General features: G+C 63.5%; 18 protein-coding genes. 2 read left to right on the plus strand and 16 right to left on the minus strand.

The window, feature by feature from the left end:
* Nucleotide 1: 1 nt before the first annotated feature.
* From trmB to ACS5Q1_RS09750, 10 genes are all read right to left on the minus strand, one after another.
* Complete coding sequence (trmB, locus tag ACS5Q1_RS09705; RefSeq protein WP_473097950.1) at nucleotides 2–685, minus strand: tRNA (guanine(46)-N(7))-methyltransferase TrmB; 684 nt, start codon at nucleotides 683–685, stop codon at nucleotides 2–4.
* A 151-nt stretch (nucleotides 686–836) separates the two neighbouring features.
* Nucleotides 837–2,015 (minus strand): methionine adenosyltransferase, encoded by a 1,179-nt coding sequence (gene metK, locus ACS5Q1_RS09710; RefSeq protein WP_473097951.1) that lies wholly within the window; start codon nucleotides 2,013–2,015, stop codon nucleotides 837–839.
* Nucleotides 2,016–2,120: 105 nt separating this feature from the next.
* A complete protein-coding gene (locus ACS5Q1_RS09715) occupies nucleotides 2,121–2,534 on the minus strand; it encodes a helix-turn-helix domain-containing protein (protein ID WP_473097952.1) in 414 nt (137 codons plus the stop codon).
* Nucleotides 2,535–2,584: 50 nt separating this feature from the next.
* The gene (gene lnt / locus ACS5Q1_RS09720; RefSeq protein WP_473097953.1) at nucleotides 2,585–4,189 is read right to left on the minus strand and encodes an apolipoprotein N-acyltransferase; all 1,605 of its coding nucleotides are present in this window, start codon (nucleotides 4,187–4,189) and stop codon (nucleotides 2,585–2,587) included.
* Nucleotides 4,186–5,217, minus strand: a complete 1,032-nt coding sequence (locus ACS5Q1_RS09725) for a hemolysin family protein (RefSeq protein ID WP_473097954.1) — start codon at nucleotides 5,215–5,217, stop codon at nucleotides 4,186–4,188. The genes lnt and ACS5Q1_RS09725 overlap by 4 nt, the downstream gene beginning before the upstream one ends.
* Before the next feature lie 32 nt (nucleotides 5,218–5,249).
* Nucleotides 5,250–5,708: an rRNA maturation RNase YbeY gene (gene ybeY / locus ACS5Q1_RS09730; RefSeq protein ID WP_473097975.1), complete on the minus strand. Its 459-nt coding sequence runs from the start codon at nucleotides 5,706–5,708 to the stop codon at nucleotides 5,250–5,252.
* 14 nt (nucleotides 5,709–5,722) lie between these two features.
* A complete protein-coding gene (locus ACS5Q1_RS09735; RefSeq protein WP_473097955.1) occupies nucleotides 5,723–6,820 on the minus strand; it encodes a PhoH family protein in 1,098 nt (365 codons plus the stop codon).
* Between the two features lie 69 nt (nucleotides 6,821–6,889).
* Entirely contained in the window at nucleotides 6,890–8,248 is a 1,359-nt protein-coding gene (miaB, locus tag ACS5Q1_RS09740; protein WP_473097956.1) for a tRNA (N6-isopentenyl adenosine(37)-C2)-methylthiotransferase MiaB, read from the minus strand.
* Between the two features lie 253 nt (nucleotides 8,249–8,501).
* Nucleotides 8,502–9,251, minus strand: a complete 750-nt coding sequence (locus tag ACS5Q1_RS09745; RefSeq protein WP_473097957.1) for a glutathione S-transferase family protein — start codon at nucleotides 9,249–9,251, stop codon at nucleotides 8,502–8,504.
* Nucleotides 9,205–9,444, minus strand: coding sequence for a DUF1127 domain-containing protein (locus tag ACS5Q1_RS09750; protein ID WP_473097958.1), 240 nt, complete (start codon nucleotides 9,442–9,444; stop codon nucleotides 9,205–9,207). Before ACS5Q1_RS09750 ends, ACS5Q1_RS09745 begins: the two co-directional genes overlap by 47 nt.
* A gap of 121 nt (nucleotides 9,445–9,565) precedes the next feature.
* Here ACS5Q1_RS09750 and gcvA point away from each other — a divergent pair, with 121 nt between their 5' ends.
* On the plus strand, nucleotides 9,566–10,498 hold the full coding sequence (gene gcvA / locus ACS5Q1_RS09755; protein WP_473097959.1) for a transcriptional regulator GcvA: 933 nt from the start codon (nucleotides 9,566–9,568) through the stop codon (nucleotides 10,496–10,498).
* 112 nt (nucleotides 10,499–10,610) lie between these two features.
* On the opposite strand, the gene olsA is transcribed toward gcvA, so the two are convergent.
* The 5 genes from olsA to ACS5Q1_RS09780 form a co-directional block, all read right to left on the minus strand.
* Nucleotides 10,611–11,381 (minus strand): lyso-ornithine lipid O-acyltransferase, encoded by a 771-nt coding sequence (gene olsA / locus ACS5Q1_RS09760; RefSeq protein ID WP_473097960.1) that lies wholly within the window; start codon nucleotides 11,379–11,381, stop codon nucleotides 10,611–10,613.
* Entirely contained in the window at nucleotides 11,378–11,833 is a 456-nt protein-coding gene (locus ACS5Q1_RS09765; protein WP_473097961.1) for a Fur family transcriptional regulator, read from the minus strand. Before ACS5Q1_RS09765 ends, olsA begins: the two co-directional genes overlap by 4 nt.
* Before the next feature lie 155 nt (nucleotides 11,834–11,988).
* Entirely contained in the window at nucleotides 11,989–12,474 is a 486-nt protein-coding gene (locus ACS5Q1_RS09770) for a GNAT family N-acetyltransferase (RefSeq protein WP_473097962.1), read from the minus strand.
* Nucleotides 12,471–13,154: a tRNA (adenosine(37)-N6)-threonylcarbamoyltransferase complex dimerization subunit type 1 TsaB gene (gene tsaB, locus ACS5Q1_RS09775; protein ID WP_473097976.1), complete on the minus strand. Its 684-nt coding sequence runs from the start codon at nucleotides 13,152–13,154 to the stop codon at nucleotides 12,471–12,473. Before tsaB ends, ACS5Q1_RS09770 begins: the two co-directional genes overlap by 4 nt.
* 818 nt (nucleotides 13,155–13,972) lie before the next feature.
* Nucleotides 13,973–14,407, minus strand: a complete 435-nt coding sequence (locus ACS5Q1_RS09780; protein ID WP_473097963.1) for a VOC family protein — start codon at nucleotides 14,405–14,407, stop codon at nucleotides 13,973–13,975.
* Nucleotides 14,408–14,476: 69 nt separating this feature from the next.
* On the opposite strand from ACS5Q1_RS09780, the gene ACS5Q1_RS09785 reads away from it, so the two are divergent.
* Complete coding sequence (locus tag ACS5Q1_RS09785; protein WP_473097964.1) at nucleotides 14,477–15,067, plus strand: TetR/AcrR family transcriptional regulator; 591 nt, start codon at nucleotides 14,477–14,479, stop codon at nucleotides 15,065–15,067.
* A 3-nt stretch (nucleotides 15,068–15,070) separates the two neighbouring features.
* Here ACS5Q1_RS09785 and ACS5Q1_RS09790 read toward each other — a convergent pair whose 3' ends face one another.
* A complete protein-coding gene (locus ACS5Q1_RS09790) occupies nucleotides 15,071–15,664 on the minus strand; it encodes a malonic semialdehyde reductase (protein ID WP_473097966.1) in 594 nt (197 codons plus the stop codon).
* Nucleotides 15,665–15,925 lie beyond the last annotated feature (261 nt).

Genomic DNA, 15,925 nt, shown 5'->3' on the forward strand with positions numbered 1-15,925 from the left:
ATCAGATCCGCACGAAGGTCAGGTAGCTCGGCACTCGGCCTTCGCGGATGGCCTTGGCCTCGTAGCGGGTGCCCGGCCAGCCCTCATAGGGTTTGCGCCAGTCGTCGGCGCGGGCCGCGGTCCAGCGGAAATGCGGGGAGCGGAGGGCCCGGGCGAGCACCCAGCCGATATAGTCGTCGATGTCGCTGGCAAAGCGCAGCTCCGCACCGGGCTTCATCACGCGCGCGAGCAGATCGAGGGTCTCGTCCGAGACGAGGCGGCGCTTGCGCTGACGGCGCTTCGGCCAGGGATCGGGATAGAGGATGTGAACCCGGTCGAAAGAGTCGTCTGGCAGGGTCGGCAGCAGATCGGTGACGTCGTCGTCCCAGACGCGGACATTGTCGAGGTGCTCGTGCTCGATCACTGCCAGGAGCTTCGCCATGCCGTTCACGAAGGGCTCGCAGCCGATGAAGTTGACGTCTCGACGTTCGCGGGCCTGGGAGGCGAGATGCTCGCCGCCACCGAAGCCGATCTCGAGCCAGGTTTCCCGCGCCTCGCGGTTCGGAAACTGACCCGTGAGATCGCTGCCCGGGACCACGCGGATCGCGGGCAGCAGGTTTTGGACCAGTTCGTCCTGGCCGGCGCGAAGCTTCTTGCCTTTCCGGCGCCCGAAAAAGGCGCCGGCCCGTTCGGAGACGTCACTCATCGGACACATGCTCCTGAAGAAACCACGATCCGGTTCATAGGGATCCGGCACTTCGGCCAGACAATACGTTGAGAGCCGGCCCCTTCCAGGAAACCGGCTCTTTTCGGGAAATTTCAAAGCCGCCGAAGCAGGTTCGGCGGCTGGAGAATCTCTAGCGGAACGCCGCCTTGAGGCGATCGGCCAGATCCGTGCGCTCCCAGGAGAAACCGCCATCGGCCTGCGGCGCGCGACCGAAATGGCCATAGGCCGAGGTGCGGGCATAGATCGGCTTGTTGAGGCCGAGATGCGTGCGGATGCCGCGGGGCGAGAGGTCCATGGCGTCCATGAGGACGGCCTCGAGCTTGCCCTCGTCCACCTTGCCGGTACCGTGGAGATCCACATAAATCGATAGGGGCTTGGCCACGCCGATGGCATAGGAGAGCTGCAGGGTGCAATTCTCGGCGAGACCCGCCGCGACCACGTTCTTGGCGAGATAGCGCGCGGCGTAAGCGGCCGAGCGGTCCACTTTGGTCGGATCCTTGCCGGAGAAGGCGCCGCCGCCGTGGGGAGCTGCACCGCCATAGGTGTCGACGATGATCTTGCGACCGGTCAGGCCGCAATCGCCGTCCGGACCGCCGATCACGAACTTGCCGGTGGGGTTCACATGCCAGATGGTCTGGGCCGAGATCCAGCCCTCGGGCAGGGTCTGGCGGATGTAAGGCTCGACGATGGCGCGAACGTCGTCGGAGGAGAGGTTCTCGTCCAGGTGCTGGGTCGAGAGAACGATCTGGGTCGCCGCGATGGGCTTGCCATTCTCGTAGCGCACTGTGACTTGGCTCTTGGCGTCGGGGCCGAGCTTGGCCGCATCGCCGACCTTCGCTTTACGGGCAGCGGTCAGGTTCTCGAGGATCTTGTGGGCGTAGTAGATCGGCGCCGGCATCAGCTCGGGCGTCTCGTTGCAGGCGTAGCCGAACATGATGCCCTGGTCGCCCGCGCCTTCATCCTTGTTGCCGGCGGCATCGACGCCCTGGGCGATATGCGCCGACTGGGCGTGGAGATAGACCGAGACGTCGGCGTTCTTCCAGTGGAAGCCTTCCTGCTCGTAACCGATATCCTTGATGGCATCGCGGGCGAGCTCGATCACCTTGTCCTTGGTGATGGAGTCAGGGCCGCGCACTTCGCCGGCGATGACGACGCGGTTGGTGGTGGCGAGCGTTTCGCAGGCGACGCGGGCTTCCGGCTCGGCGGCCAGATAGGCGTCGACGACGGCATCGGAAATCCGGTCGCAGACCTTATCCGGATGACCCTCGGAAACCGACTCGCTCGTGAAAAGGTAGCTCGAACGCCGCACGATAGAATTCCTTCAGGCAATAGAAATTGGGTGCCCGCAGTCAGCTACAGGCTTCAAAATATGCTCATGCCGCAGGCTTAAAGAAAGGTCAAGCGAACGTGTTCTTTATGACGAACGCTCTACCTCTTCTTGGGCGGCAAGCGCGCCGACAAGCTGAACAATGCTTTTACGGACCTTTGGACTCTTGATGCTGGCGAAGGTTCGGACGAGCTGCAGGCCTTCGGGCGTCGACATCATGTCGGCCACATAGGGAGGGGCGCCGGGTTCGGCGAAGCCTGGCTCGGCCTTTCCGCCCTTGATTCCATCGAAGAAGAAATCGATCTCGACATTGAGGATCTTGGCAATTTCAACGAGACGGGCGACGCTGATCCGGTTCATGCCCTTTTCGTATTTCTGAACCTGCTGGAAGGTCAGGCCAAGCATATCGCCAAGCTTTTCTTGGCTCATCCCAATAGAAATCCGGCGCATACGCACCCTGCTTCCGATTTCCTTATCGATAGACCCCGTCGATTTCTTCATTGTGGCCTGTCCCCTCGCCAATATTGACGTAACGTCAAGGCATGATTTACTTAAGGAAAGGATGATTGGCGCCTTTGACGTACAATCAAGATCATTAAGCAGATCATAAGCGTGGCCGTCAAAGAAAACCTACCCCACTTCCTATAAAGAGTACCGGGTTCCGCAACTGGAAGAGATGAGTCGATGATACCTTCAACTCCCAATGGAAGGTTATCCACGATTCGGCCAAAAGGATCGACCACGGCCGAAATCCCGGTATTGGCGGCTCTGACCAGAGGCAGGCCTTCCTCCACCGCCCGCAGGCGGGCCTGGGCGAAGTGCTGATAGGGTCCTGGCGTCTGCCCGAACCAAGCGTCGTTGGTCACGTTGAGGATCAGGTCGGGACGTGGGCCCTCGGCCAGGATCTCGCCAGGAAAGATCGCCTCGTAGCAGATCGTTGCGGCGACCGGCGGCAGACCCGGGATGGACAGCGTGGTGCGCTTCCCGCTCGGCTCGAACCCGCCAGGAATGTGCACGAACTGACGCAGTCCTGCGGCCCGGATCAGGGCGTCGAGGAATTTCGGCACGTATTCCCCGAAGGGCACCAGGTGAACCTTGTCATAAGCGCCGAGGATCGTGCCCTTCTCGTCGATCACCTGGATGGCGTTATAGAACTTGCCGACAGCTTCGCCGGGCAGAGGATCGTCCATGCGGGCGGCGCCCGTGACCAGAACGGAGCCAGGACCGAGGAGCGTGGCGATCTGCGCGAGCGAGCCGGGATCGCGATGAAGCAGGAAGGGAAAAGCCGATTCCGGCCAGATGATGTGAGTTGGTGCAGCGGTACTGCCGTCCCGGCCTGGGCTTGCGCTCAAGGTCAGGTAGCGCCGCATGATGGCGTCCCGGTTACGCGGGTTGAACTTGGCGTCCTGCGGCAGGTTGGGCTGCATGATGCGCAGGCGCACGTTCTCGGCCGTGCGTGAGGTCTCGGAGGGGATGCGCCAGAAGCCGAAGACGGCAAGGCCGAGAAGCAGTGCGGCCGCGATGCCCGGAGCCGTCCAGCGAGCGCGCGTCGTCTTTCCCGTGAGCAGAACCGCGGGTGCGGCGCCGATCACGAGGCTCAGGAATGTGAGGCCATAGAGGCCGACGAGCGAGGCTGACTGCATCAGCCAGAGGTTCTGGCCGAGCGCCAGCCCAGGATTGTTCCAGGGAAAGCCGGTGAAGAGATGGCCACGGAAGAATTCGCTGACGGTCATACCGAAGGCGAAGGCAATGATCCGCCAGGCATCGGGCAGCCAGAACAGGCGGGCCAGCGCAAAGCCGGAAGCGGGAAAGAAGGCGAGCAGGGCGGGCAGGCCCAGCACCCCGAAGGGCATGGCCCACGCAAATTGGTCGGCCTCCACGAGAAAGGCTGCACCGAGCCACCAGAGGCCGGCGACGAAATAGCCGAAGCCCCAGAACCAGCCGACGAGCGCCGCGGACTTGAAAGGAGCCCAGCGGGACGGACCGTCCTTGGCGGTCCCGTCCAGGAGCCAGATCGCGGGAGTCAAGGAGAGAACGAGGGCGGGCAGGAACCCGAAAGGCGGCATGGCCAGGGCGCCGATGGCCCCAACTGCAAAGGCCAGCAGCCAGCGGCGCCATCCTTCAGCAAGGATGACGCGGTCGCTCAGGCGCCTCATTCCGCGGCAGCGCTTTCAGGGCGCGGGGCGGTCGCTTGGCTTTCTCCGGCCTCGGTCTCGAGAGCGAAGGTACGGCGATGGACGCGCAATCGCTTCACGCGCCGCGGATCGGCATCGAGAACCTCGAATTCCAGGCCCGAGGGGCCCTCGATCACTTCGCTGCGGGAGGGCACGCGCCCGGCGAGCGTCACGATGAAGCCACCGATCGTGTCGATGTCCTCGGCACCTTCTTCATCGGTGAGGTCGAGGCCCAGCACGTCCTTGACCTCGTCGAGGCTCGCGCGAGCGTCGGCGATATAGGTGCCGTCGGCCGCCGGCACGATGGTCAGCGTCGAGTCCTCGTCGTGCTCATCCTCAATGTCGCCCACGACCATCTCGACCAGATCCTCGATGGAAACGAGGCCATCGGTGCCGCCATACTCATCGATGACGAGGGCCATATGCGTGCGGGTCGCCTGCATGCGCACCAGAAGGTCGATGGCCGGCATGGAGCGCGGCACGAACAGGACTGGCCGCAGGATGTTGGCGGAGGAGAGCACCATCGACAGGTCGATCTGGCCGAGACTCGGCAGGGGAGCCTCGTCGCTCGAGCCCGATTCCGAAGCACCGCCATCGGCCCGCATGGCGATGAAATCGAGAAAGTCGCGGATATGGACCATCCCCTTGGGGTCATCCAGCGTCTCGCCATAGACCGGCAGACGGGAATGGCCAGCCGTGCGGAAGAGGCTCAAAAGCTCGCCGAGATTGGTGTCAGCGGCAACCGCCACGATGTCGGCGCGGGGCACCATCACGTCCTCGACCCGGATCCGGTGGAAGGAGAGCACGTTCTTGAGCATCGCCCGCTCCTGGGGCGAAAAGTCGGTGTCCTCGACAGTTTCTGCGAGGACATCCTCAAGATCGTGGCGGATGGATTCGCGGGGTTTCAGGCCGAGACGGGTCAGAACCCGGTCGTACCAATGGTCGCGTGTGTCGTCTGTCTCGGTGAGGGGGCGGACAGGTCGGTCGCTACGACTTCGATCTTCGTTCATTGCAGTGGGTTTTCAGCCTAAACGTCAGCCGTTCAAGCTGCCATATCGCGATAGGGATCGGCGATGCCAAGAGTGGCGAGCGCCTTGACCTCAAGACCTTCCATGATCTCCGCCTCCGCCTCGACCTCGTGGTCGTAGCCGAGGAGATGCAGAACTCCATGGACGATCAAATGGGCAAAATGATGCGCGAGTTCCTTGGATTCCTCTTCGGATTCGCGCACCAGGGTCTCGTACGCTAAAGCAATATCGCCCAAATGGCGAGGGCCTGTCGCACCCGGTTGCTCGGGCGCCGGGAAGGAGAGCACGTTGGTGGGCTTGTCCTTAGCCCGCCAGGTGCGGTTCAGTTCCTGGATCTCGGCATCGTCGGTGAGCATGACGCTCGCTTCGTATTCGCCCTCGGCCTCGTAAGTGACGGCAAGCGCGGCCTCAGCGGCCTTTTGGGCCAGGGCCTCTGCGTCCTTGAGGCGGTCCCAGTCGCCCGCCTCGATCATGATGTCGAGTGTGATCACGGCCTGCGGTCCCGATAATCCTGGCGCGGCGGTTCCGGCGGCGCCTCGCGGGCGGCCTTGTCATAGGCGGTCACGATGCGGCGCACGAGATCGTGGCGCACCACGTCGGCTTCCTTGAAGGTAACGCGGGCGATGCCCTCGACGCCCTGAAGGATGCGTATCGCCTCGACGAGACCCGACTTCTGGCCCGGCGGCAGGTCGATCTGCGTCGGGTCGCCGGTAATGATCATCCGCGAGCCTTCGCCGAGGCGGGTCAGAAACATCTTCATCTGCATCGATGTGGTGTTCTGCGCCTCGTCGAGCAGCACCAGAGAGTTGGTGAGCGTGCGCCCGCGCATGAACGCGAGCGGCGCGATCTCGATCATGCCGGTCTGCAGGCCCCGGTCCACGTGTCGGGCTTCCATGAAATCGTAGAGCGCGTCATAGATCGGCCGAAGATAGGGATCGACCTTCTCGCGCATGTCGCCGGGCAGGAAGCCGAGGCGCTCGCCCGCTTCCACGGCGGGACGGGAGATGATCAGGCGGTCCACCTGCCCCTGTTCCAGGAGCGAGACTGCGTAGCCCACGGCAAGCCAAGTCTTGCCGGTGCCGGCAGGGCCCTCGGCAAAGACGAGCTCGTTCGTCTTGATCGCCTTGATATAGGCATTCTGCGCCGCATTGCGGGCACGCACCGGACCGCGCCGGCGGGTGGAGATCTGGTCAAAGGCAGTAAGTCCAGGAACGGAAGCTTCTTCGGCGGCGGGGAAGAGACTGCCCTGCAGCGTGCTTTCCTCGATGGCACCGTCGACGTCACCCGGCCCGAGCGCTCCGCCCTGGCGGGCGCGCTCATAGAGCCCTTCCAGCACCCGGCGCGCCATCTCGGAGGCCTCGGGCGTGCCTTTCACGGTGACGCGATTGCCGTTGGCGATGGCGGTCAGGTTCAGGCGCCGCTCCAGATGGGCGAGGTTCTGGTCGTATTGTCCGAAGACGAGGCTGGCGAGGCGGTTGTCGTCGAAAGTGAGGATGATTTCGGCCTCTTCGACGACGCCGGGATGCAAGCTGTTGGCGCTTCGTCCCTTCTGTGCTCGTGCGGTCGCATTGTCCGCTGGACTCAAATGCCTCTCCTTTGATGATCCGCCGCAAATGTTGCGACGGACGAATATGGGGTCTTGCCGGACAAGGATCTAGGCCGCGGCCTGACTGCCGGGCCCGACCCATTCTCCGAACAGGCTGTTGGAACCGGCCTGCGTGATCCGCACCGTGACGATCTCGCCGACGGCGTGGCGGTCGGTCTCGATCTGCACGGCCTGCAGATAGGGCGACTTGCCCGCCATCTGGCCCGGATGACGACCCGGCTTCTCCAAGAGAACGTCGAGGGTCTGGCCCACGGTTCCGCGATTGAAGGCCTGGCGCTGCGTTTCCAGCAGATTCTGCAGCCGCGCCAGACGCTCAGCCTTCAGGGCCTCGGACACTTGGGCTTCAATCTCCGCTGCGGGCGTTCCGGGGCGGGGGCTGTACTTGAACGAGAAGGAGCTGGCGAAACCCACATCGGACACGAGCCGCATGGTCTCCTCGAACTCGGCATCCGTCTCGCCGGGGAAGCCGACGATGAAGTCGGAGGAAAGGGCGAGGTTCGGCTGAGCTTTGCGGATGCGCTCGATCAGGCGGCGGTACTCGTCGCCCGTGTGCTTGCGGTTCATGACATCGAGAATGCGGTCGGAGCCGGACTGCACCGGCAGGTGCAGATAGGGCATCACGGCAGGCAGGTCGCGATGGGCCGCGATCAGCTCGTCGTCCATGTCGCGCGGGTGGCTGGTGGTATAGCGAAGCCGCGCAATGCCGGGCACTTCCGCCAGGCGATGGAGCAGGCGGCCGAGCGACCAGACGGAGCCGTCCGGCCCCTCGCCGTGATAGGCGTTCACGTTCTGCCCGATCAGCGTCAGCTCGCGCACGCTCGCATCGGCAAGCCGCAGGGCCTCGTCGAGGATCTTGGCGACGGGGCGCGAGACCTCGGCGCCGCGTGTATAGGGCACCACGCAGAAGGTGCAGAACTTGTCGCAGCCCTCCTGGATCGTCAGGAACGCCGACACACCGCGGCTCTGGGTCTTGGCCTTGCTTGGTGCGGGCAGGTGATCGAACTTGTCCTCGATCGGGAATTCCGTATCGACGACGCGATCAGTGCGCGACTTTTTCAGAAGCGCCGGCAGGTTATGATAGTTCTGCGGGCCGACCACCACGTCGACGGCGGGCGCCCGGCGCAGGATCTCCTTGCCCTCGGCCTGCGCAACGCAGCCGGCCACCACGATCTTCGTCTCCTGGCCGTGAGTCTCGCGCTCCTTCTTCAATTCGCGCACGCGGCCGAGCTCGGAATAGACCTTCTCGGCGGCCTTCTCGCGGATGTGGCAGGTGTTGAGGATGACGAGATCCGCCTCCTCCATCGCCTTGGTTTCGCTGTAGCCTTCGGTCGCCAGCATGTCCGCCATGCGCTCGGCATCGTAGACGTTCATCTGGCAGCCGTAGGATTTGACGAAGACTTTTTTCACGAGGTCGGCCTGTTCTGCTTACAATCGGGCGGAGGAAGATCGAGCGCCCTTTTATGCCTTTTATGCGTGCAAGAGAATAGCGGCCGTTTGGCTCAAGGATTCTCGTTTACTCCGGTCGTTCGGAAACCCTCTCCGTCATCCCCGGGCTTGTCCCGGGGATCCACGTTTTTTCAATCCTGTGGTTCCCAAGACGTGGATGGCCGGATCAAGTCCGGCCATGACGGGTGAGAAACAATCGGGAACGGCGCTGTCCCTAATCCCGAAATGCTCCCTCCACGGGAGCCGACAATTCCGCATCGGCGGCATGGATTTCAGAAACGACCTTTGCAAAAGCCGGACGCGCGCTGAGCCGCGCGTACCAAGCGGCAAGGGCGTCGTAGCCCCGCAGCGATGGCCCACCGAGGCGGCGGGACCAGAACACGGCCATGAAGACCGCGATGTCGGCGGCCGAGAAGGCGCTGCAGAGATAGTCCTTGCCCTGGAGCGCGCGGTCGAGCCCGGCGAAATGGCCGGCGAGAACCGGTTCGGCTTCCCTGGCTTTCAGCTCCTTCGCTTCCCAGCGTGTCAGGTCGTCGGGCTTCGGTTCTGTGCGATGCATCAGGAAGCGCAGCGGGGCCAGCATGATCTCGTCGCCGAACACGTCGAAGACCCGGGAGCGGGCGCGCTCCGCCGGCGCCTTCGGATAGAGCGCCGGTTCGGGGTAGGCGTCTTCCAGGTACTCGAGGATCACCGTCGAATCGTAGAGGGACAGGTCCCCATCGACAAGGACCGGGACCTGTCCCTTGGGATTGATGGCCAGCACATCCGGATTCTTGGGATTGTAGCCCTTCGTCTGCGTGAACGGCACCAGGATCTGCTCGAAAGCGAGTCCCTTTTCGTGAAGGGCGATCTCGACCTTGCGGGAAAACAGGCTTAACGGACCGGAATAGAGCTTCATCAGGGTGCCTTTCGGGAATTCATCGGCTGAACGCGGAGGGAAGGTGATCCTGCCAGGAGGCGGCATTCAAACCCTCCACGTCGGCCCGTGACAACCCGATATCGGCGAGCGCCCGATCGTCCATCGTGTACAACTCCTTCGAGGTTTCGCGCCGGTCGAGCCATGACTCGAACCGCAGAAGCATCTTGAGCATGGTATTCCGGTGCTCGTGGCGGGCGGCGTGAAGCCCAAGATTTGCTGAGGCATATCCGATCGCCATGGCGGGTCTCCTTCAATGGCGTTTCATTGAAGAGAAATGTGCTCCTGTGATAGGTTATAAGCAAACGAGAAGTTCTTGAGTTTCACCCAAGTAAAACTTGGGCAATGTATCCGGATCCGCCATGTCCCGCCGTCGTCTCCCGCCGCTCAATGCCTTGCGCGCCTTCGAGGCAGCGGCCCGCCACCTGAATTTCGAAAAGGCCGGCGACGAGATCGCCGTTACGGCAAGCGCCGTGGGCCAGCAGGTGAAATCCTTGGAGTCCTGGCTCGGGCGACCTCTCTTCGTGCGCCAGCCGAGCCGGGGCGTCGCGCTGACCCCGCTGGGCGAACATTATGCAGCTTCGCTCTCCGATATCCTCGACCGGCTCGACAATGCGACGGCGCAGGCCCTGCGCTCCGACCGGTCCAACGTGATCACGGTCAGCTCCATGCCGAGTTTCGCCGCGGGCTGGCTCATCCCTCGGCTCGGCTCGCTCAAGATGCAGCACCCCGACCTGGAAGTCCGAGTGTCGGTCGATACGCGGCTGACGGATTTCGCCCGCGAGGACGTGGACGTGGCGATCCGCTTCGGCCGGGGGAATTATCCGGGCCTGCGCTCGGACCTGTTGATGGATGAGTTCTTCTTCGCTGTCTGCAGCGCATCGCTGCTGGGTGATCCGAAACGCCCCCTGAAGGAGCTGTCGGATTTGCGTCATCACACGCTGCTGCACGAGGCGGTGGAGAGCATTCCCGATTACACCACTTGGGATCGCTGGCTCGCGACTTTGAGTGTCGCGGGCGTCGACACCTCCCGCGGCCCGCGCTTCACCCACACCTATCTCTGCCTGCAGGCTGCGGCCTCCGGCCAGGGCGTGGCGCTCGCGACCAATGTGCTGATCGGCGATTACCTGCAGGCCGGCCGCCTGATTCAGCCCTTTCCGCAGCAGGTGAAAGGGTCCTATCAGTATTACGTGGTCTGCCCCGAAGCGACCGCAGACCGCCCGGCCCTCGCAGCCTTCCGGGCGTGGCTGCTGGAGGAGGCGAAGGCCCATGTCGCCGAGGCGGCGCGGGTGTGATGCGGCTGTGTCATTTCCGGCCGGAGCGTCAGTAGAGGGGAAGGGAATCCATAGCGACAGAGCCCGTAAGTAGATCCCCTTCCCGGCCTGCGGCCGCCGGGGATGACATCCTTTACGCCGCCTTCAGCGCCCGGCGGATCTCGGCCTCGGCTGACGCCGTCGCCTGTTTGCGGTTGCCGTTGAAAGGAATCGGCTCGCCCCAGGTCACGACGACGTCGAGCGGCACGCCGCGCACGAACATCTTCAGATGCGGCGCAAGATCCATGTCGCCGTACCAGGCGATGAAGGGGCGCTCGCGCCGGGTCACGGGCAGGCCGTTGCGGTGGGTATAGGCAATGGCGAGCGGCTGCAGAAAAACCCGCTCGACGCTGTCATGCATGAGTGCGGCCTGGGCCCCGCCCACCAGCGAGGAGCGGAAGGGCAGGAGGCGGTTGCCGTCGCTGGTGGTGCCTTCCGCAAACAGCACGATCGCCTCGCCCTTCACCAGCCGGTGTGCGAGTGCATCGTTGACCTCGGCGGTGGCCTTGCGGCGCTGACGGTCGATGAAGACGGAGCGCTGGAGTTTCGCGCAAAGGCCAACCACGGGCCAGCCTTCGACCTCCGATTTGGCAATGAACGAGAGCGGATGCAGCGATCCGATCACCGGGATATCGAGCCAGGAGACGTGGTTGGACAATACAATGGTGGGCGCGTCAGTCGGCGGCGTTCCCCGCTCGATCACGCGCACGTTGAACAGTCTCAGCAGGATCCTGTGAAACCACACCGGCAGGACGTGCAGCATCGACGACCAGCCGAAGCGCAGGGCCAGCATCTGCAAGGGCACGAGCACGACGCTGCACAGGCCGAGCACCAGAAGCCGTAAGGCGACGCCAATTCTTGTCACGCGTCGTCCTTGTCGAGCGGCATCGCGTAGAGTTCGAGCCGGTGATAGACGACCTTGTAGCCGAGCCGCTTGGCGATCTCGTTCTGCAGCGCCTCGATCTCCTCGGAGCGGAATTCGATCACGTCGCCGGTCTCGAGATTGATGAGGTGGTCATGGTGCTCCCGCGTGGCCTGCTCGTAGCGCGAGCGTCCGTCGCGGAAATCGTGCCGCTCCAGAATACCTTCGGTCTCGAACAGTTTGACCGTGCGGTAGACGGTGGAGAGCGAGATGCGGTCGTCCACCTCAACTGCTCGCCGGTGCAATTCCACCACGTCCGGGTGATCCTCGGCAGCATCGAGAATCCGGGCGATGATCCGACGCTGGCCCGTCATGCGCAGGCCCTTGTTGCGGCAGGCGCGCTCGATGGCGTCCGACCGCCGCGGTTTGGCGGATGTGCTGTTCCGTGTAACCAAGGCTGAACCAACTCCCTGAGCATCGGACCCAAAAGTCGAAGGCACTTTCGGAATCGGTCCGATGCCCATTTCTTAACTGGTGCATCGTTCGGCGCGGTCCGCTGGGTCCACACGATGCACTTGCCCAGGCTTATAAGCGAGCGAAGCGAAGCGGGCTATAGGTCCAAAGCCATGGTCAGCGCCGCAGCCTTGGTCCCGTCGGCCTTCTGATAATAGCCCTCGCGCCGTCCGATGTCCCGAAAACGCAGGCGGCGGTAGAGGGCGATGGCCGGCGCATTGCCCTCCTCGACCTCTAGATGCACGCGTCCCACGCCCCGGCGCGAGAGCTGGTCGAGATGATGGGAGAGCAGCGGCCGCGCATGGCCCTTGCCGCGCGCCTCCGAGGCGATCGCGACCGTGATGATCTCCGCCTCGTCGAGCACGATCCGTGATAGGACGAAACCGGCAGGCTTCATGGTGCGTCCGAGAAAGAGCCCATCCGCCAAGACGCCGCGCTCGCCGAGCAGGCGCTCGAAATCGAGCGTGCTCCAGGCCCGCGCAAAGGCGGAGGCATGGATGGCGGCAAGCCGGGCGGCGGCCTCGGTTCCGACGGCTTCGATGCGCGGAGCTGGCGGGTGGATGAAGCGGTCGAGAATACTCATTGCCTGGCGATTCGGGCCCCGTCCTGCGGCTTGGCATCGGGCTCGCGCAGGTAAAGCGGCTTCGGCAGCGCCTGATTCGGATCGGCAAGCACTCCGAGTCTGGCCACCCAGGCGATGTCGGGGAAGCCTGACACATCGCTGATATGGGCTTCCACTCCTTGAGCGCGGGCCTCCGCGGCGAGCATGGCGGAGGCCGATCCGGCAATGAGGATCGGGCCGGAGCCGAGAAGCCGGATGGCCTCGCGATAGGACATGAGCCCCGGCGGAATGATGGTCCGTCCGCCCGGCGCGATGGCCTGAATGTAGATATGGCCGTGCTTGGCATCGATGGCAGCGGTGAAGAGACCGCGCTTGTCGCTGACCATCAGCGGCGCCAGGAAGGCAGAGAGGGTTGCAACGCCTACGACTGGAATCTCGGCTGCAAGCCCGATGCCGCGGGCGGCGCTGATGCCGACGCGCAGGCCCGTATAGCTGCCAGGCCCCACGGTGACGGCCACCCGGTCGAGGCTCTCGAAGCCGCCTTCGACCTGCGCCGAGAGTCGGTCGAGCAACGGCATCAGGGCTTCGGCATGGCCGCGGTCCATGGGAATGGTCTCGGCGGCCAGTGGCACGGTCTCCCCGGCCTCAATGATGCAGGCCGAGCAGGCGCCGAGGGCAGTATCGATGGCAAGGACGCGCAACATTCGTCTCCGTCAGATCTTCCTGTTTCTTTAGAGCAAGACACCGAGAGGAGGGAACCCGGAATCAGAGGCGCGGGGGCGGAGTGATGGATTGTATCGGATCTTCGCCCTGCTCCGTCCGGGATGATGTCTCAACAGGCATATCAAAGAGCCAGCACCGTGGGGCCCGCAGCTTGCGCTGCGAGCCTGAGGGTTGATCGAGGGTGGCGCGACAGGCAGCCCGGCTCGATGTCTGATGGTGAAGGGAAGAGCCGAACTGTCTCTTCGCGCACGGCTTGTTGAGGCGGACAGGCGAGGCCGGCTCAGTCAACCGCCGCAGGCGGTGACCGTCTGCGCGACGGCGGCCTGCGACCGATCCCGACGACCAACCCAGCATCCTGGGCCTCCCGTCACCCGCACCTGCGTTCAGTGCGTGCACGGGACCGTGCCTACTCCCACACTGCGACGCCTCGCGAGCGCGCCCCTCGCCAGGAGCAGATCTGAGGCAATGATATAGCTAATGCTAGGATCATTGTCAAGAACAAAATGAGAACATTATCCAAGCGCCTATCGCGTCATCCATCCCCGGACTTGTTCCGGCCACCCACGTCTTGGAACCGCAGCGTTGCAAAGACGTGGATCCCCGGGACTGATCCCCGGATCAAGTCCGGGGACGGGGATGACGGCGGAGGGTGTGGCGACGGTGTCATTCCCCGCCGGAGTGTAGCGGAGGGGAAGGGAATCCATCCGCACGCTCGTCACTATGGATCCCCTTCCCTCACAACGCTCGCCGGGGATGACACGGAAGAATGGGCGACGCGAAAGCTGTCGAGCGTGCATCAAACTCCATTCTGCTGCAGAGTGCCCGCCTCGTATTGCGCTGCGAACTCGGCACTCGGCGGGATCGGCTTGATTACGTCGATCAGCACGCCGTTGGGATCCCTGGTGATGAAGTGGCGCTGGCCGAAGGGCTCGTCTCTCAGGGGGATGAGGATCGGCAGTCCCGCTTCTTGGACCTCATGGTAGAGGGTCTCCGGATCCTCGATCTCGAAGTTGAGGATCAGCCCGGAGGCAGGCTGACGGGCCTCGGCGGGAATTGTGTCGTGCCGGCTGTCCAGGATGGCCAGATTGATCGAAGGATCGCCGCCGAACTGCAGATGCACGTACCAGTCGCCGCTGAAAACCGGTCGGAAGCCGAAATGCCCGGCATAGAAGGCAGCCGTGCCGGCCACGTCGCGGGTCAGGATCACCGGATAGTAGCTTGTGATCTTCATCTCTGTTCAACCTCCGCCATTTGACATACAGTCTGCATGTTTCTGATAAATAACATACAGGCTGTATGTATGCAATCGAGGCGGACCAATCCGGAACGGGCCGAGGCCACCAGGGCAGCCCTGCTCGACGCGGCGCGGGCGCTGTTCATCGAGAAGGGCTATGCCGAGACCTCAACCCCGGAGATCGTCGATGCGGCCAAGGTGACTCGCGGCGCGCTCTATCACCACTTCGACGACAAGCGGGATCTCTTCCGGGCCGTGCTGGAACGGGAGGCCCGGGCCGTAGCCGCAGAGATCGAGGCATCGACCTCTTCGATGCTGCCGCCTCGGGATGCGCTGCTGAAAGGAAGCATGGCCTATCTCGACGCGATGTCCGTCCCAGGCCGCACGCGCCTTCTGCTTGTCGACGGCCCCGCCGTCCTCGGAGTAGGCGATATCGCGGCCATCGACGAGGCCCACGCGGCGCGAACCCTGCGCGAGGGGCTGGAAGCCGCACTCGGATCGCCCAAGCCGGACTTTTCGCTCCCCGCCGTGACCGCGCTTCTGTCCGCTGCCTTCGACCGGGCGGCGCTCGCTATTGAGGCAGGCTCTGACCCGGCAGCCTTCAGGTCGGCCGTGATCGGCCTTATCGAGCGGATCGTGTCGCCGACCCGAGGCTGACCCTCACGCGATGGCGCAGAATTCCTCGAGAGCGAGACGCGGCTGGCGCGGATGGAGTTTTTCGGGGATGCCGTAGCCGAGATTGATCAGGAAGTTCGACTTCAACTTGCCGTTCGGGAAGAAGGTCTCATCCACGCCCTTGCGGTCGAATCCGCCCATAGGTCCGCAATCGAGCCCAAGCGCGCGGGCGGCCATGATGAGATAGGCGCCCTGGAGGCAGGAGCCCTGGAAACCGGTTCTCTCGATGGCATCCGGCTTGCCGGCGAACCAGCTGCGTGCACCGGGGTTGTTCGGCGCGAGGGTGAAGAGCTTCTCGTAGAACTCCGTGTCATAGGCCACAATCACGGTCGCGGGCGCGCTCATGGTCTGGCGCACATTACCCTCGTCGAGATGCGGCTTGAGCCTCTCCTTGGCTTCCCGAGACACCACGAAGACGAAGCGGCCGGGTGAGGAATTGGCGCTGGTCGGCCCCAGCTTGGCGAGATCGGCGATTTCGCGCAGGATCGCCTCCGGGACTGCGCGATCCTGCCACCAGCGATGGGTGCGGGCTTCGTGGAAAAGCTGATCCAGGGTGATATCGGATAAGGCGGGCAACATGAAACTCCCAACAAAAAGCGCGGCTCGAAAGGCCGCGCTTCGATAACCGAATTCCTAAAATCAGATCAAACCGTCGCCGATTTAAAAATGATCATCGGATTGATCCCAAAAGTGCCCTCCACTTTTGGGTCCGATGCTCTAAGGCTTGTGGGGATTTATCGTGAATTGATGACGGCGGCTGCGAGATAGATCATGGCGGAGAAGCTTTGGTCGGTTTTGTCGGCTCTCATGGCAATGCGCTTGAACTCTTTGAGCTTGCAG

Source organism: Microvirga sp. GN3 (assembly GCF_055792825.1).